The sequence below is a fragment of the Corynebacterium ureicelerivorans genome (assembly GCF_000747315.1).
Classification (GTDB): Bacteria; Actinomycetota; Actinomycetes; order Mycobacteriales; family Mycobacteriaceae; genus Corynebacterium; species Corynebacterium mucifaciens.
In genome coordinates this window covers 350,874-374,303 of the sequence record NZ_CP009215.1, presented here as the reverse complement: position 1 = coordinate 374,303, position 23,430 = coordinate 350,874, and the positions used below count along the sequence as shown (strand labels likewise).

Here is a 23,430-nt window from a genome sequence, read left to right as displayed (position 1 = left end):
GCACCCATGGCTCAAAATTCATCGACATCGCTCAAGCACATGTGGGACACCCGCCCGCACCGCATCCCGAAGGACGCGGGCGGACGCGCCGTCATCGCCGGGGTATGCGTCGGCTTCGGCCAGCGCTACAAGGTAGATCCTGTGGCCGTGCGTATCGCGTTTGTCATCCTCAGCCTCGTCTTCGGCGGCGGCATCTTCGCCTACCTGCTGTGCTGGTTTGTCATGCCGCGCGTGGGCATGACCATCACTCCGGCCAAGGCGATTGTCACCCCGAAGTCCGAGCTCAGCCCGCGCGAGATCGAAGAGCGGAAGCCCGGCTGGTGGTTGCTCGTCGGCCTGATTATCTTCCTGCCCGCGCTCGGCCAGGCGGCGGACCTGCGCGGCACGCTGATCAGCTTCGCCGCGTTCTTCTTCGTCTGGTTCTTCACCTACGCGCGCCAGCCGGAGCCGCCGGCAGGCCCCAACAGCAACGACGCCCTAGTCTGGCGCAACTAGCGGTAGCGCTTCGGCACGTCCGGCTCGCCGAGGGTGAGCATGAGCCGGTTCGCCCAGTTGAAAAACGCGGACGAGTTCACCACATCCAGCACCGCCAGATCGTCCAACCCGGCGGCCCGCAGTGCGTCCACGTGTGGCGTGCCAAACTCGAACGGCGTGCGGGTGAGCGCCACAGCGGCATCGCGGATGGCGTTCCACAGCTCGGAGTTAAGGTCGGCGGTGACGCCTTCGTCAAGGAGCCGGTCAATGGCCGCCGCGTCGCCGCCCTCCTCCTTGGACCGGCCCTGGTGCACGGAGGCGCAGTACTCGCAGCCGTTCAGGCGCGACGCCACGGTGGCGGCGAGCTCGCGCTCGGCGCGGCCCAGGCCGCCTGCGGTGTTATAGAAAATATCCAGATCCGTCAGCGTGCGTGCTTTAAGCGCCTGCGGGTCGCGCGCGAGCAGGCGGAAGTACTCCATGTCGGCACGCTCGGGCTTGATCAGGGCGTCCATGTGCGCGTCGGTCAGCTCGCCCTTCTCAAGCGGCGCCACCCACGGCTTCCATCCCAGCGGGTGCGCCACGAACTTTCCCGGCGCCACCACCTCCGGTTGCAGGGTCGCGGCTGCGGGCGCCCAGCCCGGCTCCGCAACGCCGGCTCGCTTCTCGACGCCCTCCGGTATCTCACCGCTCCCCGCCAGCACACGCACGCCGTGCACGACACGCAGCTGGAACGCCACAAAGGCAATCAGCTGGCCGAGCGAGACGATCGCGTTTTCGTTGTAGCCCGCCTCCTGCAGGTGCCCGATCGCTGCGGGCGAGGCGTCCTTCGGGTGGAAGGTGAGCAGGTGCGCGAAGTCGAACGCCGCCGCCAAAGCACCTTCCCCGAACAGCACGAAGTCCCCGCCGGCGTACGGGCCGGTAGACACGCCTGCACGCACGGCCTCCTCCACCACGGCAACGAGCGACTCGTCTTCGTCCGCAAGCAGGTCGGTGTAAAACGCCGCGGCGCGGGTCGCACCGGAAACGCCGGCGATGAACGCGGCGACGGCGTAGCGGGTGGCAACCGGCAGTGCCCGGATCAGCGCGTCGTCCGTCGGCTCGAACAACGCCTCGAAGCTGCGCTGGGCGTTCTCCACCGCCTCGGGACGGCGGCGGCGCAGCTCGACAAGCTCCACCGGGGTCTCGGCCAGGGTGTCAATAATGTCAGTGTGGTTAGACAACAAACTCTCCTAACTGTCGGGCGCGGAAGACGGTGCCGGGGATCGCGCTGATGAGCTCGCGGGTGACCTCGTGCTTCGGGTGTGCAAACACCTCGTTGGTCGCCCCGTATTCCACCTGGCGGCCGCGGCTGAACACGCTCACCGTATCCGAGATCTGGCGCACCACCGCGAGGTCGTGGGAAATGAACACGTAGGTCAGACCCAGCTCGCGCTGCAAGTCCTCCAGTAGCTCCAGGATCTGCGCCTGCACGGTCACGTCCAGCGCAGACACGGCCTCGTCCAGCACCACCAGCTCCGGCTCCACGATAAGCGCACGCGCGATGGCAACACGCTGACGCTGCCCGCCCGAGAGCTGTGCCGGGGTGCGGGAAGCGAACTGCGCCGGGTCCAGCGCCACACGCGCCAGGTACTCGTCGGCGCGCTCCAGCGACTCCCGCCTCGACGCGCCCGCGAGGTTGCGCAGCGGCTCCGCCACAATCTCGCCGACGCGCATCTTCGGGTCCAGCGAGGAGTACGGGTTCTGGTACACCATCTGCACCCGCCCGCGAAGCGCGCGCTGCTGCCTCGCCGACAGGCCGGTCAGCTCTGTGCCCTCAAGCGTGATGCTGCCAGCGCTCGGGCGGTTGAACATGGCGATCGCGCGGCCGGTGGTGGTCTTGCCGGAGCCGGAGCTCCCCACGAGGGCGTGCGTGGACCCTCGGGCGACGTCGAAAGAGATGTCCTCCACGGCGGTGAAGTCGCCGTAGCGCACGGCCACCCCATCGACGGTGAGCAGGGTGTCGGGGGCGACCGGAGGGCGTCGATAGGCGTCCGCAACCGCGAGCGATGGCACGTTGGCCAGCAGCCGCTTGGAGTACTCCTGCTGGGGCTTGCGCAGCACCGCGTTCACGGGCCCGTGCTCGACCACGTGGCCGTGCTCCATGATCACCACATCATCGGCGCGGTCGCCCGCCACGGCGAGGTCGTGGGTGATGAAGATGACGCCCAAACCCAGCTCTGCGCGCATCTCGTCCAGCAAGTCCAGGATGGTCTTCTGCACGGTCACGTCGAGGGCGGAGGTCGGTTCGTCGGCGATGAGCAACTCGGGCTCGAGCGCCACCGCAGCCGCGATGAGCACGCGCTGCTTCATGCCGCCGGACAGTTCGTGCGGGTACTGGCGGTAGCGGCGCTCCGGGTCGTCGATGCCCACGCGCTCAAGCAGGGCGATTGCTTGCCGACGCCGCTTAGCCGCATCCCCCATCCCGTGAATCTCCAACCCGTCCTCCACCGACGCACCGATGGTCTTCAGCGGGTTGAGCGAGTTGTTCGGGTCTTGGGGCACCAACCCAATTTTCCTGCCGCGCAGCTTGCGCCACTCGGCGCCGGTCAGGTTGCTCAGCTCCCGGCCCTTGAACCGGATGCTGCCGCCCAGCACCGTGCCGCCGGCGCCCAGCAGATCCAGCGCAGCCATGGCGGAGGTGGTTTTGCCGGAGCCGGACTCGCCCACGATGGCGGTCATCTTGCCTGCCTCCACAGCAAACGAGATGTCGCGCACCACCGGGTCCGCGTCGCCGTACGCGACGGTGAGTCCGTCGACCTCAAGCAGGGGCGTACTCACTTCACATCACCTTCCTGTTGGATTACCTGGGACAGGTGGTTGGCGGACATCACGGTGGCCACGATGGCCAGGCCGGGCAGCAGGATCAGCCACCAGGCGGTGGCCATGTAGTCGCGGCCTTCCGCGATGAGCAGGCCCCATTCCGGAATCGGCGGCGGCGCACCATAGCCGAGGAAGCCCAGGATGGATAGCTGCAAAATGGCGGTGCCGAACTGCAGGGCTGCCAGCGCCAGCACCGGGGTGAGCGAATTGGGCAGCACGTGGCGCAGCAGCACCTGGGCCTGGGTGGCGCCGGAGCCGTACGCTGCCTCAACGTAGTCCGCGCCGGCGATTTGGATCACCTGCGAACGGGCGAGGCGTGCAAACGTGGCCACGGACGTCATACCGACGGCAAACGCCGCCTGCAGCGAGCCGAAGCCGGTGACGATGATGATGGACAGCGACAGCAAAATGCCGGGAATGGCCAGCAGCACGTCCACCAGGCGCATCAGCACGGTGTCCACCCAGCCACGCTGCGTGCCGGCGACCAGACCGATCAGGGTGCCCAGCACAAGGCCGACGGCGACGGCGATCAGCGCGCCAAGCAGCGACTGGCGCGCGCCGTAGACGACGCGGGAGAACAGGTCGCGGCCCACCGCGTCGGTGCCGAAGACGTGCTCGCCGCTCGGGGCGAGCAGGGCGACGTCTACGCCCGTGTACGGATCCTCGGGCGCGAACACGCTGGGGGCGATAGCCCACAGTGCGGCGATTGCCAGCACGACGATTGACACGACCGTCGCGGGCGAGCTCCAGCGCCGGTGCTTTCGGTGCCGGCGCGGGCCGTGCTCCTTCTGTTGGGCGCGCTGGCCGCGTGCCAGGTTGGCGGTAGTCATCGGACAGCCTCCTTCGCGGTAGTTGCGGTGCCGGTGGCGTTCCCGGCGTCGCGCAGGCGCACGTCCAGCACCGGGTAGAGCAGGTCGACGATCAGGTTGATCACCACGTAGGCGGTGGCGGCGATGAGCACCACGCCAAGCAGCACCGGGGTGTCGCGGCTGGACACGGCGTTGACGGTGAGCGAGCCCAGCCCGGCGCGGCCGAAGACGGTCTCGGTGACCACAGCGCCACCGACCAGCTCGCCGAAGAGCAGGCCCGCCATGGTGATCGCCGGCAGCAGGGAGTTGCGCAGCACGTCGCGCCAGAAGATGCGTGCCTCGCTGGCCCCGCGGGCGCGGACGACCTGGACGAAGGGCTGGGCGCGGACCTCGTCGATGGAGCGGATGAGCACCTGCATGAGTGGTGCCGCCATGGGCACAGCCAGTGTGAGCGTGGGCAGAATCAGCCCTTCCAGCGGGGTCGGGTCAACCACGCTGACCCAGCCGAGGCGGAAGGAGAAGAACTGCAGCAGCAGGATGGCAATCCAGAACCCAGGCAGCGAGACCATAAACGACGGCAGGGAGCGAACGACGCTGCGCAGCGCGCCGGTGCCGGGCAGCGTGGCCGCGTACGCGGTGGCCAGCGCAACCACGATGGCAAGCCCGATGGACGCCGCGGCGAGCGCGAGCGTGTGCGGCGCGGCCTCGGTGATCAGGTCAACCACCGGCGTGCCGGAGGCCACCGAATAACCGAGGTCGCCGGTGAACAACCCGCCGAGGGTGGCGAAGTACTGCTCGAACAGCGGTTTATCCACGCCTATTTGCTCGCGGATCTGCTCGATCTCCGCCTGGGACAGGCCCAGGGCCGGGTCCGCGTAGCGGGCGGCGACGCCGTCGGAAGGCAGCGCGGACAGCAGGAAAAAGGCCAGCGTGTAGGCCAGCAGCAGGACGACGAGCGCCTGCCCGATGCGTTTGAGCACGAATTTGCCCATCAGTTGTCCTCCTCGCGGTCGATGTACACCGAGTAGAAGCTCGGGCGGGCCACCGCTTCGGTGGCGAAGCCCTGCACGTGCGGCGCGAGGGCGTACACCTGAGGCTCCTCGAACAGCGGCAGCACGTAAGCGTTTGCCGTCAGGTGGTCCTGCACCGCCTTGGACGCGGCGGCGCGCCCCGCGTCGTCCGGGGTGGAGACGACCTTGTGCAAAAGCTCCTCCAGCTCCGCGTCGATCGGCTGGCCGTCGCCCGCGTTGTTCAGCAACGAGTCGCGGCGGTCCACGGCCAGGAACGACTCGATCACGTCGTAGTCCGCGCGCCCCACCATGGAGTGCATGAGCTGCACGCGGTTGATGTCCTTTTGCGCGGCGTTTTGCGTGGCGCGGTCGCCGGCCACCATGTTCAGCTCGATGCCCAGCTCGCGCAGGTCCGACTGCATCATCGTGACAATCTCCTTGGAGCGCGGCTGCGGCAGCGCGTGGTTGACCCACACACTCAGGCGTTGGCCGTCCTTGACGCGGATGCTGTCGGGCCCGGGGATCCAGCCGGCGGCGTCGAGAAGCTCGCGCGAGGCTTGCGGGTCGTAGGTGTACGCGCCCGGCTGCTCGGCGTACCCCAGGGCCTTAGAGGTCATGGACGAGGTGGCCAGCGGGTAGGAATCCGACAGCAGGATGCGGATGATCTCCTCGCGGTTGACGCCGTGGATGATGGCCTGGCGCACGCGGATGTCCTGCAGCAGCGGGTGGTCGAAGCGCAGCGCGAGCTGGTTGGCCATGCCGTTCGCGGTGGCGGCGACCACCTGCACGCCCTCGTCTTTCAGGTGCCGCTCCACCGGCGGGGAAATGGTGCGCGCGATATCCGCCTGGCCGGAGAGCAGTGCGCCGGAGCGCACCGCCTCTTCCGCCGCCAAGGTGTAGTGGATGCCGTCCAGTCGCGCGCGGCCCTGGTGGTCCAGCGACGGCGGCGCCCAGTCGTAGTCGTCGCGCGCCGCGAGCACGAGGTCGGTGCCCAGCGTCTCGCTCTCCACCACGAACGGGCCGGAACCGATGACGTTGTCCGCGCCGCCGGGGCCGAAGTCCTCGTTGCGCAATTTGAGCGACGAATCTGCGAGCAGGCCCGCGTTGTACGTGGATGTCGCCTGCGCGAAGCCGGGCGAGGGCGCGGAGAAGTAGAACCGGACCGTATCCTCGTCCACCACCTCGCCGCGCTCGTAGTTGGAGATCTGCTCCGAGACGTTGAGTAGCCGCTCCTTGTCCCCCAAGCCGTAGAGGTCGAAGTTATCCACGATGTTCTGCGCCGTCATGGGCGTGCCGTCGGAGTACGTCACATCGGTGCGGATGTTGAACGTGAACACGGTTGCGTCCTCGTTGATTTCCGGCAGCTCTGTGGCAATCCAGGGCTCCAGTTCCAGCGTCTCCGGGTTCTGGTAGAGCAAACGGTCCGTGATCTGGTTGACCACGCCGCCGTTGGGGTAAAAACCGGCCGCCGGCGGGTAGAGGCTGTTAAACCAGTTGGACTCCAGGTACGTCAGCACGTTGGTGTCCGCACTGTCCGCACTGTCCAGCCCGGCGGCGCATCCGGCGAGCAGGATGGCCGCTACGCCGAGTGTCAGCGGCGCAGCTACCTTTGTTCTAGGCACGTTTTTGTCCTCTTTCCTCAGTTGTGCACAGCACCTTACCATTGTTAGACAAGCTGGTTCTGAGGAAATAGACTGAACGGTCTACTTACGACCATTACACCCGCACACATCGTGGAGGTAGAGCACTGTGGGAGCATCCATCGCAATCATCGGAGCAGGACCGCGGGGGACCTCCATCACCGAGCGCATCGCCGCGTACCTCAAAGAACGCGGCGGCGGGTCCGTGACGCTCCACATCATCGACGACGCCCAGCTCGGCGCAGGCCGCGTTTGGGAGACCGAGCAAACCCGCACGCTCTGCATGAACACCCTCGCCGGCGCGGTCACACTATTCACCGAGCCCGGCGCGACCGTCGGCGCCCCCGTGTTCGAAGGCCCCACCATGTACGAATGGGTCCGGGCCCTGCGCGGCGAGCGCAGCCACCCGCTTATCGACGCGTACGGTGCCCCCCTCCCCGACCAGTTCACCGAAGAACTGCGCGCGACGCGCCCCGAATCCAACCCGTCCCGGGCACTGTACGGCGAGTACCTGCGCTGGGTGTGGAAGGTGGCGCTCGCGCAGCTGCCGGCGGGCGCGGAGGTAGTGGAGCACCACTCCCGCGCGGTTTCCTTCGCAGCCGAGGGAGTCCAGGACGCCATCACACTTGCCGACGGCTCCGTGGTCCACGCCGACGCCACCGTCATTGCCTCCGGCTGGGTCCTGCCCGCCCCCACGCCAGCGCAGCAGGCATTCGCCGACTCGGGCCTGACCTACATCCCGCCGGGCAACCCCGTGGAACAAGACGCCTCCCGCCTGGGCGCCGGCGAGCGCGTGCTCGTGCGAGGCATGGGCATGGGCTTTTTCGACCTCATGGCACTGACCACCATCAACCGTGGCGGCCGCTTCGTCGAGGACGCCTCCGCCCGCTCCGGCCTGCGCTACGAGGCCACCGGGCGGGAGCCGCACTTCGTGGTCACTTCCGGCCGCGGCTACCCGTACCTACCCAAGTCCGAGTACCACTCCCTGCCCCCAAAGGCGGACCTTTCCCGGTTGCGCGCCGCCATCGAGGCGTCCGCTGCGCCGGTGTCGTTCGGCCGCGACCTGTGGCCGACGCTTGCCCGCGACTCCTACGCCGAGTACTACCGCACCCTCGCGCGTGTGCGTCCCGGAGCGCTCAAGGTGCCTCTCGACGCCATCCTCACGGCCATCGACGCCACCGACTTTTCTGCCGCCGCATCCCCTGACGACATCCTGCCGGTCGCGAACGCGCTGACCGCCGCTCTCGACGGCATGAGCACCGAACCGTTCGACATGGCCGCGTGGGTCGACCCCCTCGCCGGCACCGAAAAGCTGGACCTGGAGGAGCTAAACCGCCGCATTGCCGGAGGCATGGAAGTCGACATCGCCGAAGCCGTGCGCGCCTGGGACTCCCCGCTCAAGGCCGGCCTGTGGGCCATCTCCGCCGGACGCAAGCCCAGCGCGATCGCCACGCAAAACGGACGCGGCCCCCGCGAGGCCGCGCTGTCGCAGTACATGGCGTTCGGCCAGATGGTCGGCTCCGGCCCGCCACTGTTCCGCACCCGCGAGCTCCTCGCACTGTTCGACGCCGGCCTAATCACCTTCCTCGGCCCCGACCCCGTAGTGGAGGCCACCGACGGCAGGTACACGGCCACCAGCCACGGTCGCACGGTGCACGCCGCCGCGCTTGCCGACGCGTTCCTGCCCGGCCCCGACATCCGCACCTCCCCGGATGCGCTGACCGCGTCGCTGCGCGATACCGGCCGCGTGCGCCCGTTTCATGGCTCCGCCTCCCCGGAGACCGACGATCACACCCGCCGCACGGTCCACCCCGACGGCGAGCTGGATACACGCCTGCACATCGTGGGCATCCCCACCGGCAAGCAGTGGGCGGACACCACCATCTCCCCCATGCCTGGCACCGACCCGCTGATGCTGCAGGAGACGGACAAGACGGCACGTTCGCTGCTCACCCAGGCGGGCGTGCTCTAAATACGTACAATGCCGGCCCCATGAGCACGTTTTCGCAGATGTGGGGCACTCGACCAACACGCCTGCCGAAGGACCAGGGCGGCGAAGCCGTCATCGGTGGTGTCTGCGAAGGCATCGGTGCCCGCTACCAAATCGACCCGACGTTCATCCGCGTCCTGTTCGTCGTGCTGTCGCTCGCCTTCGGCGGCGGTGTCTTCCTCTACCTGCTGTGCTGGATCAACATGCCCCGCTTCGGGCTCACACGCAGCCCGTGGGCCACGATCATCACCCCGAAAAAGCAGCTGACCAAGGCAGAAAAGAAAGACCGCGACACCGGCTGGCTCCTGCTGCTGGGACTGTTCCTCTTCTTCCCGATCGCCTCCAAAGGCGACCTGCGCGCGGTGCTGGTGACATTCGTGCTCTTCGCGGCTGGCTGGTACCTCGCCCACCAGCGCCAGCCGGAGCCGCCCGCGGAACTGGCCCCCGGCTCCGACCGATGGTTCCAGCCTGAGCAAACTCATTTAGCACCGGCCACGATGCGCCCGCTGTGGCTGTGGATCCCCGTCACGGTCGTGCTGACTGCGGCAACGATCTTCGTGCTGGGGGTTGTCAGCGAGGTGCGGCATGGCAACTACAGCAGATTCGGCAGCGCGAACATCACCGTGCACGACGTAGACAAACTGCCAGACCAAATGGGGACCAGCGGCTTCATCGGCGAGTCTTACCTCGACCTCACCGAACTCGAGCCGCTGAGTGAACCGAAAACGGTCGACATCGCGAACAACATCGGCCGCACCGACGTCATCCTGCCGACCAACATCCCGGTCGACGTCAACTGCGAGGTCACCATCGGCGAGACCGTCTGCCCCGAAGAAACGCAAAACGCGGACAAGGACAGCGCGCTACTCACGATCAACGTGACACAGCGTATCGGGTCCGTGTCCGCGTACTACGGGGAGTGACTTACTCCCACTCGATGGTGGCCGGCGGCTTGGAGGTCACGTCCAGCACCACGCGGTTGACGTCGGCCACCTCGTTGGTGATGCGGGTGGAGATCACCTCGAGCGTCTCGTAGGGGATGCGCACCCAGTCCGCGGTCATGGCGTCCTCAGAAGCGACCGGGCGCAGCACGATCGGGTGGCCGTACGTGCGTCCGTCGCCCTGCACGCCCACCGAGCGCACGTCGGCGAGCAGCACGACCGGGCACTGCCAGATCTGCTCGTCCAGGCCAGCGCGGGTGAGCTCCTCGCGCGCGATGGCGTCGGCGGCGCGCAGCGTCTCCAGGCGCTCCGCGGTCACCTCGCCGATGATGCGGATGCCCAGGCCCGGCCCCGGGAACGGCTGGCGGTTCACAATCACCTCGGGCAGGCCCAGCTCGCGGCCGACGGCGCGGACCTCGTCCTTGAACAGCAGGCGCAGCGGCTCGACAAGCTTGAACTCAACGTCGTCTGGCAGGCCGCCAACGTTGTGGTGGCTCTTGATGTTGGCGGTGCCGGTGCCGCCGCCGGACTCCACCACGTCCGGGTAGAGGGTGCCCTGGACCAGGTAGTCGACCTGCTGGCCCTCCAGCACGCCTGCGACCGCGCGCTCGAAGGAGCGGATAAACTCCGCGCCGATGGCCTTGCGCTTCGCCTCCGGCTCGGTCACGCCGGCCAGCTTGTTCAAAAACGCCTCGCGCTCGTCGACGGTGACCAGCTTCGCGCCGGTAGCCGCGACGAAGTCCGTCTCCACCTGCTCGCGCTCACCCTGGCGCAGCAGGCCGTGGTCCACGAACACGCAGGTGAGCCGGTCGCCGATGGCGCGCTGCACCAGCGCCGCCGCCACGGCGGAGTCCACGCCGCCGGACAGGCCACAGATCGCGCGGCCGTCGCCGACCTGCTCGCGCACATCCGCGATGAGCTGCTCGGCGATGTTAGAGGCGGTCCAGTTCTGCTCCAGGCCTGCGATCTCGGTAAGGAAGCGGGTGAGCACCTCCTGGCCGTGGGGCGAGTGCATGACCTCCGGGTGGTACTGCACGCCGGCGAGCTTGCGGGAGGCGTCCTCGAATGCCGCAACCGGTGCGCCCGGGGTGGACGCGGTGACCTCGAAGCCCTCCGGGGCGCGGGTGACCGAGTCGCCGTGGGACATCCAGACCGGGTGCTCCTCGGAAAGGCCGGCGTGCAGAATGCCACCGTCGATACGCATTTGCGTGCGGCCGTACTCGCGCGTGCCGGTTTTGGCTACCTCGCCGCCGAGCGCGCGGGTCATGATCTGGAAGCCGTAGCAGATGCCGAAGATCGGCAGGCCCAGCTCGAAGATCTCTTGGTCCAGCTGGGGCGCGCCCTCCTCGTACACCGACGACGGGCCACCGGAGAGAATCAGCGCCTGCGGGTCCTTCTCGCGCACCTCAGCTGCGGTGATGGTGGACGGCACCACCTCGGAGAACACGTTCGCCTCGCGCACGCGGCGGGCGATCAGCTGCGCGTACTGCGCGCCGAAATCAAGGACAAGGACTGGGCGGGCTTGCGGAGTATTCACAAGCCCTGATCCTAGTCGATCGGCGCCCAGACCCAACTGCGTGTGCCCGGGGCCGTCGCTTCAGCTACGGATGACCAGGTCGGCCTTCTGAAAGGCCTTGACGTCGGTGTAGCCGCACTTCGCCATGATCCGCTTCAAGCCCCCGACGACATTGAGGCCGCCCAGGGGGTCGCTCGAGGGGCCGAACAGCACCTTCTCCAGCGGTTCCACCCTGCCCGAGACGGCATCTTTGCTCACGCCGCCGCGCGGGAAGCGCGGGTGCGCGGCCTGCGCCTCCCAGTACACCCCGTTCGCCGCAGCTTCCGACGCCTGCGCCAGGTTGCGACCGAGCATGACCGCATCCGCCCCGCACGCGATGGCGAGGGCGATGGCGCCGGGCTCCCACAGGGCGGTGTCCGCCAGCACGTGCACGTAGCGCCCACCGGTTTCGTCAAGGTAGTCGCGGCGCGCGGCCGCAACGTCTGCAATCGCCGTGGCCATGGGGACGTTCACAACGGTGTTGGCGTGGCCCGAGCCCACAATCACACCGGCCACACCGGAGCGCATGAGATGGGTTGCCGTGGAGTAGTCAAACACGCCGCCCGCGATGACCGGCACGTCGAGCGAGCCGACAAACTCCTTCAGGTTCAGCGGCTCGCCGCCCTGCTGCACGTGCTCAGCGGAGATGATGGAGCCCTGGATGAACACAATCTCGGCACCTGCGGCGATGACCACTGGTGCCAGTTCGCGCGCGTTCTGCGGGCTCACGCGCACAGCCACGGTCACGCCGGAGTCGCGCACCTGGGCGATCCGCTCAGCGAGCAAATCCCGGTCCAGTTCCGCGGCGTGGAGCTCCTGCAGGGTGCGCACCGAACGCTCGCCCGAGTCGATGTACTCCTGGTACTTCTCCTCCGAGTCAATGCCCCAGGCGTCCTCGCAGGATTCCACGACCCTTTTCACCGCGACTTCCAGGTCCGCGTGGCGGCCCCAGAGCCCCTCGGCGTCGATCACGCCGAGACCGCCCTGCTTGCCCATTTCGATGACAAACTCGGGGCTGGCCAGGGCGTCGGTCGGGTGGGAAACCAGCGGGATGTCAAAGGTGTAGGCGTCGATATGCCAGCTGGTGTCCACGTCCTTCGATGAGCGAGTGCGGCGCTTGGGCACGATCGAGATGTCGTCGAGGTCGTACGCCCTGCGGGCTTCCCGCCCGAGGCCGATTTCCACGTAGTCGCGCATGTACCTATCCCCTACTGGCGGTAGTTCGGCGCCTCGACGGTCTGCGTGATGTCGTGCGGGTGCGACTCGCGCAAGCCGGCGGCGGTGATCTGGACGAACTGCTTCGTCTGCAGCTCCTCGATGGAGGCTGCGCCCGTGTAGCCCATCGCCGCGCGCAGGCCACCGACGATCTGGTGGGTGATGGAGTCCAGCTCGCCGCGGAACGGCACGCGTCCCTCGATGCCCTCCGGAACCAGCTTATCCTCGCTGGTCACGTCAGCCTGGAAGTAGCGGTCCTTGGAGAAGGACCGCTTTTCGCCCGTCAGGCCGCGGCCCTGCATGGCGCCCATGGAGCCCATGCCGCGGTAGCGCTTGTATTGCTTGCCGCCCACCACGACGATCTCGCCCGGGGCCTCCGCGGTGCCGGCGAGCATCGAGCCGAGCATCACCGTCGACGCGCCAGCGGCCAGCGCCTTGGCCACGTCGCCGGAGAACTGCATGCCGCCGTCCGCGATGACGGGCACGCCCGCTGCCTTGGCAGGCACGGATGCCTCGAGGATCGCCGTGATCTGGGGCGCGCCCACACCCGCCACCACGCGGGTGGTGCAGATAGAGCCCGGGCCGATACCCACCTTGATGGCGTCCGCACCGGCGTCGATCATGGCCTGCGCGGCGCTGCGGGTAGCCAGGTTGCCGCCGATGACGTCGACGCGATCCCCGAACTCCTTCTTCACACGGGAGACCATTTCCAGCACCCGGTTGTTGTGCGCGTGCGCGGAATCCACCACGAGCGCGTCGACGCCGGCCTCTACGAGCAGGCCCGCGCGGTCGAACGAGTCCTCGCCGGTGCCCACGCCGGCAGCGACAAGCAAACGGCCGTCCGCGTCCTTGGACGCGTTCGGGTACTGCTCGCTCTTCACAAAGTCCTTCACGGTGATCAGCCCGGCGAGGGTGCCGTCGTTGGCCACGATGGGCAGCTTTTCCACCTTGTTCGAGGACAGCAACGCGAGCGCTTCCTGCTTATCGACGCCCTCCGGTGCCACCACCAGCGGCATCGGCGTCATCACCTCTGCCACCTTGCGCTGGAAGTCTGCCTCGAAACGCATGTCGCGGTTGGTGATGATGCCCACCAAGCGGCCAGCATCATCTACTACGGGCAGACCCGAGATGTGGAAGCGGGCGCACAGGGTGTCCACTTCCTCCAGGGTCATCTCCGGGGTGGCGGTGACCGGGTTGGACACCATGCCGGACTCGGAGCGCTTCACAATGTCCACGTGCTCCGCCTGGTCCTGTGCGCTGAGGTTGCGGTGCACCACGCCGATGCCACCCTGGCGCGCCATCGCAATCGCCATGCGCGACTCGGTGACGGTGTCCATGGCGGCGGAGGCGATGGGCATGCCCAGGCGGATGTTTCGGGTGAACTGGGAGGCCGTGCTCACCTCGGACGGAACGATGTGGGATTCCGCCGGCAGCAGCAGCACGTCGTCGAAGGTCAGGCCACGCAGGGCTACCTTGTCCGGATCGTCCCCACCAGTCCATACACGCTCAATAGCCATCGCCTACAGTCTCCTCTCCCGCGCGGATGTTTTCCGCCATGATATAACGCGCCGCAAGCGCCGCCTTTTCCGCCCAGTTCAACGGGACCGTGGCCGAGGCACCTGGGCGGTTTGCCACACCGTATAGGCTTACATGGGTGAACTACGACGACATGATGCCATTGGACCCGTTCGCGGACGACCCCAACGACCCGGCATCCTTCATCGACGACGAGGAGCACGCCGAGCCGCTGTCGCCCGAGGAGCGAGTCGCGGTGATCCAAGACCTTTCGCACGTGAGAGATGCGCAGCGCATGTTGAAGCCCCGCGGCATCCTCGGCGTGTCCTTCCTGTGCGAAGACTGCGACCAGGTGCACTACTACGACTGGGAGATCATGGAACAAAACATGATCGCCTCACTGAACAATCAGCTACCCCCGGTGCACGAGCCCAGCGCCAACCCAAACGTCGAGGCGTACGTGCCCTGGGACTACGCCATGGGCTACCTCGACGGTCTCGAGGGGCGCTAAGAGCTGCTCGTATTCCGGAGCGCCTCCGGCGCCGCTTCGCCCCCGGTCGGAGCCGGCTGCACGGGATGCTGCACCATGGCTGCCGGAGTATTGCTCCCGGTGCCGGCCTCGCCCGCAGGAGCGGAAGTCACGCCTGAACCCGGCGTCGGCGAACCGGTGGCCGAAGTCCCGCCCGGCTGCGTCGACGGCCACTGAGCAGGCTGACCAGACTGCCCCGTTTGCGCTGGCTGCTCGGGTTGCTCAGGCTGCGTCGGCCGTGCCGGAGTTTGCGGCGCCTGCGTGGGCTGCTGCGCCGGAGTGGGCTCATCGGGCGCCTGGGAGCTCGTCGTGGTGACTGTGCTGGTCACCGTCGTCACCGTCGTCACCGCCTCAGAGTCATCGCCCTTACCCGCGCGGTGCTGGCGGTCTTTCATGGACGCCACCAAACCGCGTGCCTGCTCCAGCAGGTCGCGGGTCGCCGCCTCGTCGCCGCGCTGGCTGGCCACTTCGAGCTCGTCGAGGGTGGTAGCCAACTCCACCACCGTGGGGTCATCCTGCACACCCTGGTCAAACGGGGTCGTCCCGGTGCCGACGAAGATCGCGGTTGCCGCAGCCGCGCCCATCAATCCGGCCAGCCAGGGGCTGAGCTGGCGCTTGTGTTTCGCGTCGCGCGCGGCCACCAGGGAGGCGACTTTACCTGCCAGCGACTGCCCGGCGTCCAGCTGCGGTGCCGGCGGCAGCGGCCGGTCGATATCCGCCTTGAGCTCGAGGAGGGCTGCTGCGAGGGGGTCGGCGCCGCCCGAAGGATCGTCGCCACGCGACAGCGCTTCAATAAACGCGTCGCTGGACGCGAACTCGTCCATGCCAGGTTCGGTAGACCCGTTGCGTGGTGTCATAGCTCCGCCTGCCGTCCTTCCAGTTGTTTGCGCAGTGTGGCCAGCGCACGGTGTTGGGCCACGCGCACCGCACCAGGCGTACTGCCCACCACTTCCGCTGTTTCCTCCGCGGACAGGCCCACAAACACCCGCAGAACCACGATGTCGCGGGCCTTTTCGTTGAGTGAATCGAGCAATGCGCGGACAGCGTTACTGCCGGCGGCGACGAGCGCGGCGTCTTCCGGCGTCGTCGCAGCCACTTCCGTGTCCGGCACCTCCTCCACCGGGCTGAGTTTGTCCCGCGCCAGCGAGCGGTGAGCGTCCGCGACCTTGTTAAACGCGATCCCGTAGACGTAAGCCATGAACGGCTTGCCGGTGTCCGTGTAGCGGTCGATGCTCGTCGCCACCGCCAGGCAAATTTCCTGCGCTACGTCCTCGGGGGTGGGGGTACGACCGCCCCCGATGCGTGCCCTGGCGTAGCGCAGCACGCGCGGGTGAATGATGGAGATGATGCGCTGCAGCGCCCGCCTGTCGCCTGCGACAGCGCCGGGGACCAGGTCAGCGAGCTCGACATCCTCGTCGCCTGCGGCCACACGCCTCTCCTTCCTGCGGGTGCGCTTCCAGTTGCGCGTAACCCGTCCATCATAAACATCACAGGCGGTTCCGTCGCGCTACCGATCTTTTGCCAGGAATTCATCTGCACGTAACCAGCGACGTTTCCGCAGTTAGACACGTTTATTTTCAGCTCCCCCGGGCACGGTACAACCGGTGGTAACCGCGACGACACCGCGCGTTAACCCAGGCAGTCCACACTCATGTGCGGTTCCCCGTCAAAGGTACTTTCCAAAGGAGCATTGCAGAATATGTCTTTGCCGCACCAGCTTCCCGGACCAAACGCCGATTTCTGGGATTGGCAGCTACACAGCAAGTGCCGGGGGGAGGCGTCCGAGATTTTCTACCACCCCGACGGGGAGCGCGGCCGGGCGCGCACGCAGCGCGAGAACCGCGCCAAGGCCATCTGCTTTGAGTGCCCGGTGCTGAGCCAGTGCCGCGAGCACGCCCTGCGCGTCGCCGAGCCGTACGGCATCTGGGGCGGCATGAGCGAGTCCGAGCGCTCCGCAGTGCTGCGGGGCGCCGCCGGCAAGATGGAGGTCGCGGCCGCTTCCGCGAAGTAACCGCGCACGAAACAAGCCCCAGCACGCATGCTGGGGCTTGTTGCTTATCGACGAACCTTCGGCCGCGCCACCCTAGTGCGCGTGGCCCTCGTGCTCGTCTTCCTCTGCGGGCTTGGTCACCACAGATGCCTCCGTGGTGAGCACCATGCGGGCCACCGAAGCGGCGTTGACCACCGCGTTGTGGGTGACCTTCACCGGGTCGATGATGCCCTGCTCGACGAGGTTGCCGTACTCGAGCGTGGCGGCGTTGAAGCCCTCGCCGTTGCCCAGCTCAGCCACCTTGGACACCACCACAGCACCGTCGAGGCCTGCGTTGTCGGCGATCCAGTAGGCCGGCTTGGACAGGGCGCGGGCCACGGCCAGCACACCGGTCTTCTGCTCGCCCTCGAAGCCCTCGGCAAACGCCTCGAGCTCCTTGGCAATCTGCACGAGTGCGGAACCGCCGCCGGCGATGATGCCCTCTTCGGCCGCGGCGCGGGCAGCGTTGATGGCGTCCTCGACGCGCAGCTTGCGCTCGTTTTGCTCCGTCTCGGTGGCTGCGCCGACGCGCAGCACGGCCACGCCGCCGGAGAGCTTGGCCAGACGCTCTTCCGCCTTCTCCTTGTCCCAGGTCGAGTCGGTGGACTCGATCTCGCGGCGGATCTGGTTGCGGCGGTCCTCCACGGCCTCGGCGGTGCCGGCGCCGTCGACGATGACGGTGTCGTCCTTGGTCACCGTCACACGGCGGGCGGAGCCGAGCTGCTCCAGCGTGGCGTCCTTGAGGTTGATGCCAACCTCAGGGTCGATCACGGTCGCTGCGGTGACCACCGCCAGGTCGTCCATAAACGCCTTGCGGCGCTCGCCGAAGTACGGCGACTTCACGGCGACGACCTTGAGGATCTTGCGGATGGAGTTGACCACTAGCGCCTGCAGCGCTTCGCCCTCGATATCCTCGGCCACCACGAACAGCGGCACGGACTCGGACGCGGCCTGCTCCAGCAGCGGCAGGAAGTCCGGCAGGGACGAAATCTTGCCGCGCACCAGCAGCACGCGGGCGTTTTCCAGCACGGCCTGGCCGGCGTCCGGGTCCGTCATGAGGTACGGGGAGAGGAAGCCCTTGTCAAAGGAGATGCCCTCGGTGAGGTCCACGTACGAGTCGATGGACTGAGACTCCTCGACGGTGAGCACACCGTCCTTGCCCACCTTGTCCATAGCGCCTGCGACCATCTCGCCGACCTCCGGGTCGCGCGAGGACACGGTGGCCACGTTGGCGATCTCGGCGGAGGACTGCACGTCGGTCGCGCGGGCCTTGAGCTCGTCGACGACCTTGTCGGCCGCCGCCTTGATGCCCTTGTTCAGCTCGATCGGGTTCGCGCCAGCAGCGACGTTGCGCAGGCCCTCGGCGACGAGCGCCTGGGCCAGCAGCGTTGCGGTGGTGGTGCCGTCGCCGGCGATGTCGTTCGTCTTCACGGCGACGGACTTCACCAGCTGCGCGCCGAGGTTCTCAAACGGATCCTCGAGGTCGATGTCGCGTGCGATGGTCACGCCGTCGTTGGTGACGGTCGGGCCGCCCCAGGACTTCGACAGCACGACGTTGCGGCCGCGGGGACCAAGGGTGACCTTCACCGCGTCGGCGAGCGTGTCCACGCCGCGCTGGATGCCCTCGCGAGCTTCCTGATCAAATGCGATGAGTTTTGCCATAGCGTGTAACTTCCGGCTTACTTCTCGACGACGGCGAGCAGGTCACGTGCGGACAGGAGCAGGTACTCCTCGCCGCCGTACTTCAGCTCGGTGCCGCCGTACTTGGAGAAGACGACGGTGTCGCCCTCCTTCACGTCCACGGCGACGCGGTTGCCGTTGTCGTCCAGGCGGCCCGGGCCGACGGCGATGACGACGGCTTCCTGCGGCTTTTCCGCAGCGGAATCCGGGATAACCAGGCCGGACGCGGTGGTGGTCTCAGCTTCGGCGATCTGGACGAGGACCTTGTCCTCCAGCGGCTTGATGTTGACGTTTGCCATGATCAGCAACCTTTCATTGGTGAATGATTCAACAGTTCAGGTCTGAAGAGGCGCAGCCGTCGTCGCGGGTGAACAACTGTGCTTCACACAACCTGCTTTGGCACTCTACCCCCGAGAGTGCCAGCCAACAACCACAGGACAGGCGCGCAGGCAGCTCTAGCGGTTCTTCACCGCGTTGCGCCAGAGCTCGAACTCCTCCGCGTTGTCGTCGCGGTAGTTCTCCACCGCACGAATTGCCTGGAGCACCTTGTCGATGGTGCGCTCGTCCACGCTCGCGCCGTCGCGCGCGGTGAAGATCACCGGGCCGGAGATCGCGCGGGTGGGGTCAGTGAGGAACTCGGGGTTGTCGGTCTCGGCGGTGTTTCGAGCCAGCGAGGCCACCGGGTTCGGCTCCGCGCCGTGTTGCACCGCATCGGGGCGGAAGATGGCGTGGAAGCGGTTGCCGTCCTGATCGAAAGCGACGTCCACGACCTCGCCGGCCATGCCGCCGAGCGTCTCGCGCGCGGTGTCGTCGTCGAAGACGATGCGACGGTAGGTCAGATCCGGGTTGACCAGGAAACCGAAACGCTCGCGGTCTGCCTGGTCCTGGTTGATCTGCTCGGTGGTGCCAGCGGTCACGGCGGTTCCTTTCGTTGGGTGGCTTGCAAGTGCCCAGCGTATCCCCAACGAGCGGGTTGCGCCGGTTAAGCGTGCACGAGCGGAACCTCGACCTCAAGGCCGGTGTCGGTGCCCACCCCGAGGCCCGACGGTTGCCCACCCTCGTGGATCAACTGCGCCGCCAGCGCCGCGATCATCACGCCATTGTCCGTGCACAGGCTGAACCGTGGCACACGCAGCTCGATGCCGGCGGCGTCGCAGCGCTGCTGCGCCAGCTCGCGCAGCCTGCGGTTCGCCGCCACGCCGCCGCCAAGTAGTAGCGTGCGCGCGCCGGTGTCCTCGCACGCCATGACAGCCTTCGCGGTCAACACGTCGCACACCGCTTCCTGGAAGGATGCGCACACGTCCTCGACGGAGATGACCCGCCCGTCGCGCTCGGCCGCTTCCACGTGCCGCGCCACGGCCGTCTTCAGGCCGGAGAAGGAGAAGTTGTAGCGGTGCTCGCCGCGCAGATCCTCCGCCCGCGACAGCGCACGGGGAAAGGCTACCGCTTGTGGGTCGCCCGCAGCCGCCAGCTTGTCTACGACCGGCCCGCCTGGGTACCCCAGCCCCAGCAGCCGGGCGACTTTGTCGTAGGCCTCCCCTGCTGCGTCGTCAAGCGTGGTGCCCAGCTCCCGCATCGGCCTGCCCACGGCCTCGACTTCCAGCAGTTGCGTGTGGCCGCCGGAGACCAGCAGCGCAATGGCGTGCGGCAGCGGCTCGCCGTCCAGGTTCGCCACAGCGACGTGCCCGCCGAGGTGGTTCACCCCGTAAAACGGCACACCCCATGCTGCCGCGTACGCCTTGGCGGCGGACGCGCCCACCAGCAGGGCTCCGGCCAGGCCTGGGCCGACCGTGGCGGCCACCGCGTCCGGCTTGGCAATGCCCGCGTCCGCCAGCGCCTTCTCCATCACCTGCGGCATGGCCTCCAGGTGAGCGCGGGACGCGATTTCCGGGACGACCCCACCGAAGCGCGCGTGCTGCTCCATGGAGGACGCGACCACGTCGGCAAGGATGTCCATCGTGCCGTCGTCGTGCAAGTCAACGATGCCCACGCCCGTTTCGTCGCATGAGGACTCAATGCCCAGAACGATCATTCGTCTCGCCTTTCGCTTTTCCTCGGCCGCGTCATTGTGAACGCGTCCGTGCCGGAGGCCTGATAGTAGTTCTTGCGCACGCCCGCGGTGAAAAACCCACAGCTCTCATAGAGCGCGATTGCGGCCGCGTTGTCCACGCGCACTTCCAAGAAGCACGGCCCGTCGAGGAGGTCGACCGTGTGCAGCATGTGCTCCATGAGCGCCCGACCGATGCCTTCGCCCCGCCGGGAGGCGTCGACACCAATGGTGTGGATCTCAAACTCCGGGTCGTCGCGCGGGCCGAGCATGGCCAGCCCCGCGTAGCCCGCCAACTCGTCGCCGTCGAAGGCGCCGATATAGAACGTGTGGGGCACGCCGATCTCAACGCGGTAGGCCGCCTCAGACCACGGGTTGTCGCCCGCGAACACCTCAGCCTCCAGGGCGGCCACGGCCGGTGCGTCCCCCACCACGAGCTCGCGGAAGGCCGTCATGGCAGCGCCGGCGACTTTGGCGCTTGCTTCGGTGGCACCGCGTCCGGGCGGCGCAGGTACAGCGGCACGAGCGGCTCCGGGTCGGCATCCAAGTTGGCCACCGCCACCAGGCCGGCGGGGGCGGGGGGTTGGTAGGTGACCGAAGGTGCGTCGATAGGCAGCTGCCCCGCCAGCGCCTCCGGCACGCTGATCACGTCGACGGCGGGCGATGCGAGGTCGGCGGGTTTGCACACATCCGGGCCGGCGACGCGCTCACCGTCGGCGTAGCGGGCCCAGTACACCTCGCGGCGCCGCGCGTCGGTGACCACAAGGGCGTCGCCTTCAAGCTCGGCGGCGACGGCATCGTGGGTGCACACGCCGTGGACGGGAATGCCCAGCGCCTGGCCCAATGCCGATGCGGTGGACATGCCGACGCGCAAGCCGGTAAACGGGCCGGGTCCGCACCCGACGACAATCGCGCCCACATCCGCGAACTCCACGCCCGCCTCGGCCAACAACCGGGTGATCTCCGGCATGAGGCGCTCGTTGTGGGCGCGGGTGGCAACGCGCGTTTCCGCAACCACCCGCTCCCCGTCCACGACTCCGGCAACCAGGTCGGTCGTTGCCGTGTCGAGGGCGAGCACGAGCATTACTGGCCCATCCCGAGCGTCCAGCGGCCTTCGTGCATGTGGAACGGCATGGCCGTGTTGAGAGGGAAGGATTCAGACTGCGGCACGGTGCAGATGTCCACCTTGCTCAGCTCAACCGCATCCGCCTTGGGCTCATCGCCCTCATTAGCCGGGATGAGCAGGAGGTAGCCCAACTCGCCGGAGAGGTCGAGGTCATCGGAGTTCAGGCCGAACGCCTCAAGCTTCGCGTCGACAAGCTCCTGCGGCTCGCCCGGGCACAAGGTGGTGTAGCCGAGGTAGCGATCAGCGTCGTAAATACGCGACGGGTCCACCAGCTGCGCGGTGACCACGTCGCCGCCCGGGCGGGTCTCCTGCAGGGCGCGCGACAGGGAGTTCGTCGGCTCCACCTGGGCCACCTCGTCGGAGCGGGACTGCGGGATGAAGATGATCCCGGCCAGGACCACGAGCCACAGCACGGCTGCGAGCACGATCCAGCGACGGGACTGGCTAGTCGTCTTGAGCATGCGTGTAAGCCTACATCTCTCCTACGACACGCCAGGAGATAATGCGCGCATCCGTCTCTGCGTGGGTGCGCCGGTCCAGCGTGACGTGAAGGTAGCCGTCCGCGAGCTGCTCAACCAGGCCGCCGCCCCACTCCGCGACCACGACAGCGTCCTCGAGCTCGGTGTCCAAGTCGAGGGCGTCGAGTTCGCCCAGGTCGCTGCCCAGCCGGTACGCGTCCACGTGGACAAGCGCCGGGCCATTGCCTTGCGACGAATGCTGCCGCGCAATCACGAACGTCGGCGACGTCACCCTGCCTTTGACACGCATACCTTCCGCGATGCCTTGCGTGAAGGTGGTTTTGCCCGCGCCGAGTGGGCCGTCGAGGACGACGAGGTCACCTGCCTCGAGCACCGCCCCCAGCTCAGCGCCGAGCTTCTGCGTCTCCGCCGCATCGCGGCAAAGCCGCTCACCCTGCGCAGGAAAATCGGCCTGCATCTACTTCCCCTCCCCGGTATACGTGCGCGCGGTTCGCCCGCGTGGGGCGCAGAGCACCTCGTAGCCGATGGTGCCCGCGCGCCGCGCGAGCGCCGCCGCGTCGCCGAACAGCACCGCCTCATCGCCCGGCGCGACACCGCCGTGGTTGTCTCCCAGCCAGATGACGATCTGGTCCATGGACACCCGGCCAACCTGCGGGTATGTGCGGCCGCCGATAGTCACCTCGAGCGCGCCCTCCCACGAGCGCTGCACGCCGTCGGCGTAGCCCGCCGGGATAACGGCGGAAAACCCGTCGTCCGGCGCCTCCCACGCCCGCGAGTAGCCCGTGGCCTCCCCCTTGCGCATCGGCTTGACCGTCACCACCGGGGCGGACCAGACCATGGCGGGCCGCAGTGCGTGATCCAGCCCGTCGACAGGCTCGAGGCCGTACAGGCTTACACCCGGGCGGACCATGTCGAAGTGCAGGTCGGGTCGGGTCCAGGTGGCCGGCGAGTTTGCCGCGTGGTTGCGGGGCACATCCAAGCCCGCCAGCCGTGCCTGGGCGATCGCGCGCCGGAACGCTGCGGCTTGCAGGTCGGTGTACGGGTCAGCAGGATCGTCCGCGCACGACAGGTGCGTCATCAGCCCGGCCACGGAGAACTCGCCCTGCTTTTCCGCCTGCGCGGCGAGGGCAAACGCCTCCTCCCAGCTGCTCTCGTCGATGCCGGAGCGGTGCATGCCGGTGTCGACGGTGAGGTAGACGGTGGGGACCGAAGGGGCGTCGATAAGCGCATGCATGTGCGCGATGGACGGCACGCCGACGTCGATGCCCTCCGGGATCGCCTCGGACACATCCCACAGCCACGCCAGCACCGGCTTCGACGTCAGCTCGCGCACCCGGCGCGCCTCGGCGAACGTCGCCACGCCGAAGGCGTCCGCGCCATTGGCCTCCATCACCGGAACGCAGCGCTCCACGCCGTGGTTGTACGCGTCCGCCTTGACCACGCACATCAGTTCCGCCTGCGTATGCGCGCGCAGCGTGCGGGTGTTGTGCGCGATGGCGTCCAGGTCGATGGTTGTTCTCAGCACGGGGCTA

The 23,430-nt window shown here is 67.7% G+C and carries 24 protein-coding genes; 5 read left to right on the top strand and 19 right to left on the bottom strand.

The window, feature by feature from the left end; translation table 11 throughout:
• Nucleotides 1–6: 6 nt before the first annotated feature.
• A complete protein-coding gene (locus tag CUREI_RS01930) occupies nucleotides 7–495 on the top strand; it encodes a PspC domain-containing protein (protein ID WP_051952132.1) in 489 nt (162 codons plus the stop codon).
• Here CUREI_RS01930 and CUREI_RS01925 read toward each other — a convergent pair.
• The 5 genes from CUREI_RS01925 to CUREI_RS01905 are packed head-to-tail and all read right to left on the bottom strand — an operon-like array spanning nucleotide 492 to nucleotide 6,816.
• Entirely contained in the window at nucleotides 492–1,694 is a 1,203-nt protein-coding gene (locus CUREI_RS01925) for an alkylhydroperoxidase domain protein (RefSeq protein WP_038609816.1), read from the bottom strand. The two genes, CUREI_RS01930 and CUREI_RS01925, sit on opposite strands and share 4 nt — an antisense overlap.
• Entirely contained in the window at nucleotides 1,687–3,291 is a 1,605-nt protein-coding gene (locus tag CUREI_RS01920; protein WP_038609813.1) for a dipeptide ABC transporter ATP-binding protein, read from the bottom strand. The genes CUREI_RS01925 and CUREI_RS01920 overlap by 8 nt, the downstream gene beginning before the upstream one ends.
• Nucleotides 3,288–4,163, bottom strand: coding sequence for an ABC transporter permease (locus CUREI_RS01915; RefSeq protein WP_051952131.1), 876 nt, complete (start codon nucleotides 4,161–4,163; stop codon nucleotides 3,288–3,290). Before CUREI_RS01915 ends, CUREI_RS01920 begins: the two co-directional genes overlap by 4 nt.
• Nucleotides 4,160–5,134 (bottom strand): ABC transporter permease, encoded by a 975-nt coding sequence (locus CUREI_RS01910; protein ID WP_051952130.1) that lies wholly within the window; start codon nucleotides 5,132–5,134, stop codon nucleotides 4,160–4,162. The genes CUREI_RS01915 and CUREI_RS01910 overlap by 4 nt, the downstream gene beginning before the upstream one ends.
• Nucleotides 5,134–6,816: a TIGR04028 family ABC transporter substrate-binding protein gene (locus CUREI_RS01905; protein WP_084768091.1), complete on the bottom strand. Its 1,683-nt coding sequence runs from the start codon at nucleotides 6,814–6,816 to the stop codon at nucleotides 5,134–5,136. The genes CUREI_RS01910 and CUREI_RS01905 overlap by 1 nt, the downstream gene beginning before the upstream one ends.
• An 85-nt stretch (nucleotides 6,817–6,901) precedes the next feature.
• Here CUREI_RS01905 and CUREI_RS01900 point away from each other — a divergent pair, with 85 nt between their 5' ends.
• The gene (locus tag CUREI_RS01900; protein ID WP_038609807.1) at nucleotides 6,902–8,764 is read left to right on the top strand and encodes an FAD/NAD(P)-binding protein; all 1,863 of its coding nucleotides are present in this window, start codon (nucleotides 6,902–6,904) and stop codon (nucleotides 8,762–8,764) included.
• A gap of 20 nt (nucleotides 8,765–8,784) precedes the next feature.
• Nucleotides 8,785–9,705, top strand: coding sequence for a PspC domain-containing protein (locus CUREI_RS01895; protein WP_051952129.1), 921 nt, complete (start codon nucleotides 8,785–8,787; stop codon nucleotides 9,703–9,705).
• Between the two features lies 1 nt (nucleotide 9,706).
• Here the strand turns inward: CUREI_RS01895 and guaA are convergent, their stop codons facing one another.
• From guaA to guaB, 3 genes are read right to left on the bottom strand one after another with little or no spacing between them, the layout of a single operon-like run.
• The gene (guaA, locus tag CUREI_RS01890; RefSeq protein WP_038609805.1) at nucleotides 9,707–11,260 is read right to left on the bottom strand and encodes a glutamine-hydrolyzing GMP synthase; all 1,554 of its coding nucleotides are present in this window, start codon (nucleotides 11,258–11,260) and stop codon (nucleotides 9,707–9,709) included.
• Between the two features lie 60 nt (nucleotides 11,261–11,320).
• Nucleotides 11,321–12,475: a GuaB3 family IMP dehydrogenase-related protein gene (locus CUREI_RS01885; RefSeq protein WP_038609802.1), complete on the bottom strand. Its 1,155-nt coding sequence runs from the start codon at nucleotides 12,473–12,475 to the stop codon at nucleotides 11,321–11,323.
• Between the two features lie 11 nt (nucleotides 12,476–12,486).
• Nucleotides 12,487–14,010, bottom strand: a complete 1,524-nt coding sequence (guaB, locus tag CUREI_RS01880) for an IMP dehydrogenase (protein ID WP_038609799.1) — start codon at nucleotides 14,008–14,010, stop codon at nucleotides 12,487–12,489.
• Between the two features lie 137 nt (nucleotides 14,011–14,147).
• Here guaB and CUREI_RS01875 point away from each other — a divergent pair, with 137 nt between their 5' ends.
• The gene (locus tag CUREI_RS01875; RefSeq protein ID WP_038609796.1) at nucleotides 14,148–14,519 is read left to right on the top strand and encodes a DUF5319 domain-containing protein; all 372 of its coding nucleotides are present in this window, start codon (nucleotides 14,148–14,150) and stop codon (nucleotides 14,517–14,519) included.
• Here the strand turns inward: CUREI_RS01875 and CUREI_RS11515 are convergent.
• Both CUREI_RS11515 and CUREI_RS01865 read right to left on the bottom strand, forming a co-directional pair.
• Complete coding sequence (locus CUREI_RS11515) at nucleotides 14,516–15,394, bottom strand: hypothetical protein (RefSeq protein WP_158407441.1); 879 nt, start codon at nucleotides 15,392–15,394, stop codon at nucleotides 14,516–14,518. The two genes, CUREI_RS01875 and CUREI_RS11515, sit on opposite strands and share 4 nt — an antisense overlap.
• Nucleotides 15,391–15,966 carry a sigma-70 family RNA polymerase sigma factor gene (locus tag CUREI_RS01865; RefSeq protein ID WP_038609794.1) on the bottom strand — a complete coding sequence of 192 codons (576 nt, stop codon included), beginning with the start codon at nucleotides 15,964–15,966 and terminating at the stop codon, nucleotides 15,391–15,393. The genes CUREI_RS11515 and CUREI_RS01865 overlap by 4 nt, the downstream gene beginning before the upstream one ends.
• Before the next feature lie 270 nt (nucleotides 15,967–16,236).
• Between CUREI_RS01865 and CUREI_RS01860 the strand changes: the two genes are divergently transcribed.
• The gene (locus tag CUREI_RS01860; RefSeq protein WP_038609791.1) at nucleotides 16,237–16,548 is read left to right on the top strand and encodes a WhiB family transcriptional regulator; all 312 of its coding nucleotides are present in this window, start codon (nucleotides 16,237–16,239) and stop codon (nucleotides 16,546–16,548) included.
• A gap of 72 nt (nucleotides 16,549–16,620) precedes the next feature.
• Here the strand turns inward: CUREI_RS01860 and groL are convergent, their stop codons facing one another.
• The 9 genes from groL to alr form a co-directional block, all read right to left on the bottom strand.
• Entirely contained in the window at nucleotides 16,621–18,228 is a 1,608-nt protein-coding gene (groL, locus tag CUREI_RS01855; RefSeq protein ID WP_038609788.1) for a chaperonin GroEL, read from the bottom strand.
• Between the two features lie 17 nt (nucleotides 18,229–18,245).
• Nucleotides 18,246–18,545, bottom strand: a complete 300-nt coding sequence (gene groES / locus CUREI_RS01850) for a co-chaperone GroES (RefSeq protein WP_038609785.1) — start codon at nucleotides 18,543–18,545, stop codon at nucleotides 18,246–18,248.
• Between the two features lie 156 nt (nucleotides 18,546–18,701).
• Complete coding sequence (locus CUREI_RS01845; protein ID WP_236627240.1) at nucleotides 18,702–19,163, bottom strand: hypothetical protein; 462 nt, start codon at nucleotides 19,161–19,163, stop codon at nucleotides 18,702–18,704.
• Between the two features lie 65 nt (nucleotides 19,164–19,228).
• Complete coding sequence (tsaD, locus tag CUREI_RS01840; protein ID WP_038609782.1) at nucleotides 19,229–20,278, bottom strand: tRNA (adenosine(37)-N6)-threonylcarbamoyltransferase complex transferase subunit TsaD; 1,050 nt, start codon at nucleotides 20,276–20,278, stop codon at nucleotides 19,229–19,231.
• Nucleotides 20,275–20,748: a ribosomal protein S18-alanine N-acetyltransferase gene (gene rimI, locus CUREI_RS01835; RefSeq protein ID WP_038609779.1), complete on the bottom strand. Its 474-nt coding sequence runs from the start codon at nucleotides 20,746–20,748 to the stop codon at nucleotides 20,275–20,277. Before rimI ends, tsaD begins: the two co-directional genes overlap by 4 nt.
• On the bottom strand, nucleotides 20,745–21,377 hold the full coding sequence (tsaB, locus tag CUREI_RS01830) for a tRNA (adenosine(37)-N6)-threonylcarbamoyltransferase complex dimerization subunit type 1 TsaB (RefSeq protein WP_038609776.1): 633 nt from the start codon (nucleotides 21,375–21,377) through the stop codon (nucleotides 20,745–20,747). The genes rimI and tsaB overlap by 4 nt, the downstream gene beginning before the upstream one ends.
• Nucleotides 21,377–21,880: a hypothetical protein gene (locus CUREI_RS01825; RefSeq protein ID WP_038609775.1), complete on the bottom strand. Its 504-nt coding sequence runs from the start codon at nucleotides 21,878–21,880 to the stop codon at nucleotides 21,377–21,379. The genes tsaB and CUREI_RS01825 overlap by 1 nt, the downstream gene beginning before the upstream one ends.
• Before the next feature lie 10 nt (nucleotides 21,881–21,890).
• On the bottom strand, nucleotides 21,891–22,355 hold the full coding sequence (tsaE, locus tag CUREI_RS01820) for a tRNA (adenosine(37)-N6)-threonylcarbamoyltransferase complex ATPase subunit type 1 TsaE (RefSeq protein WP_038609772.1): 465 nt from the start codon (nucleotides 22,353–22,355) through the stop codon (nucleotides 21,891–21,893).
• On the bottom strand, nucleotides 22,356–23,423 hold the full coding sequence (gene alr, locus CUREI_RS01815) for an alanine racemase (RefSeq protein ID WP_038609770.1): 1,068 nt from the start codon (nucleotides 23,421–23,423) through the stop codon (nucleotides 22,356–22,358).
• Nucleotides 23,424–23,430 lie beyond the last annotated feature (7 nt).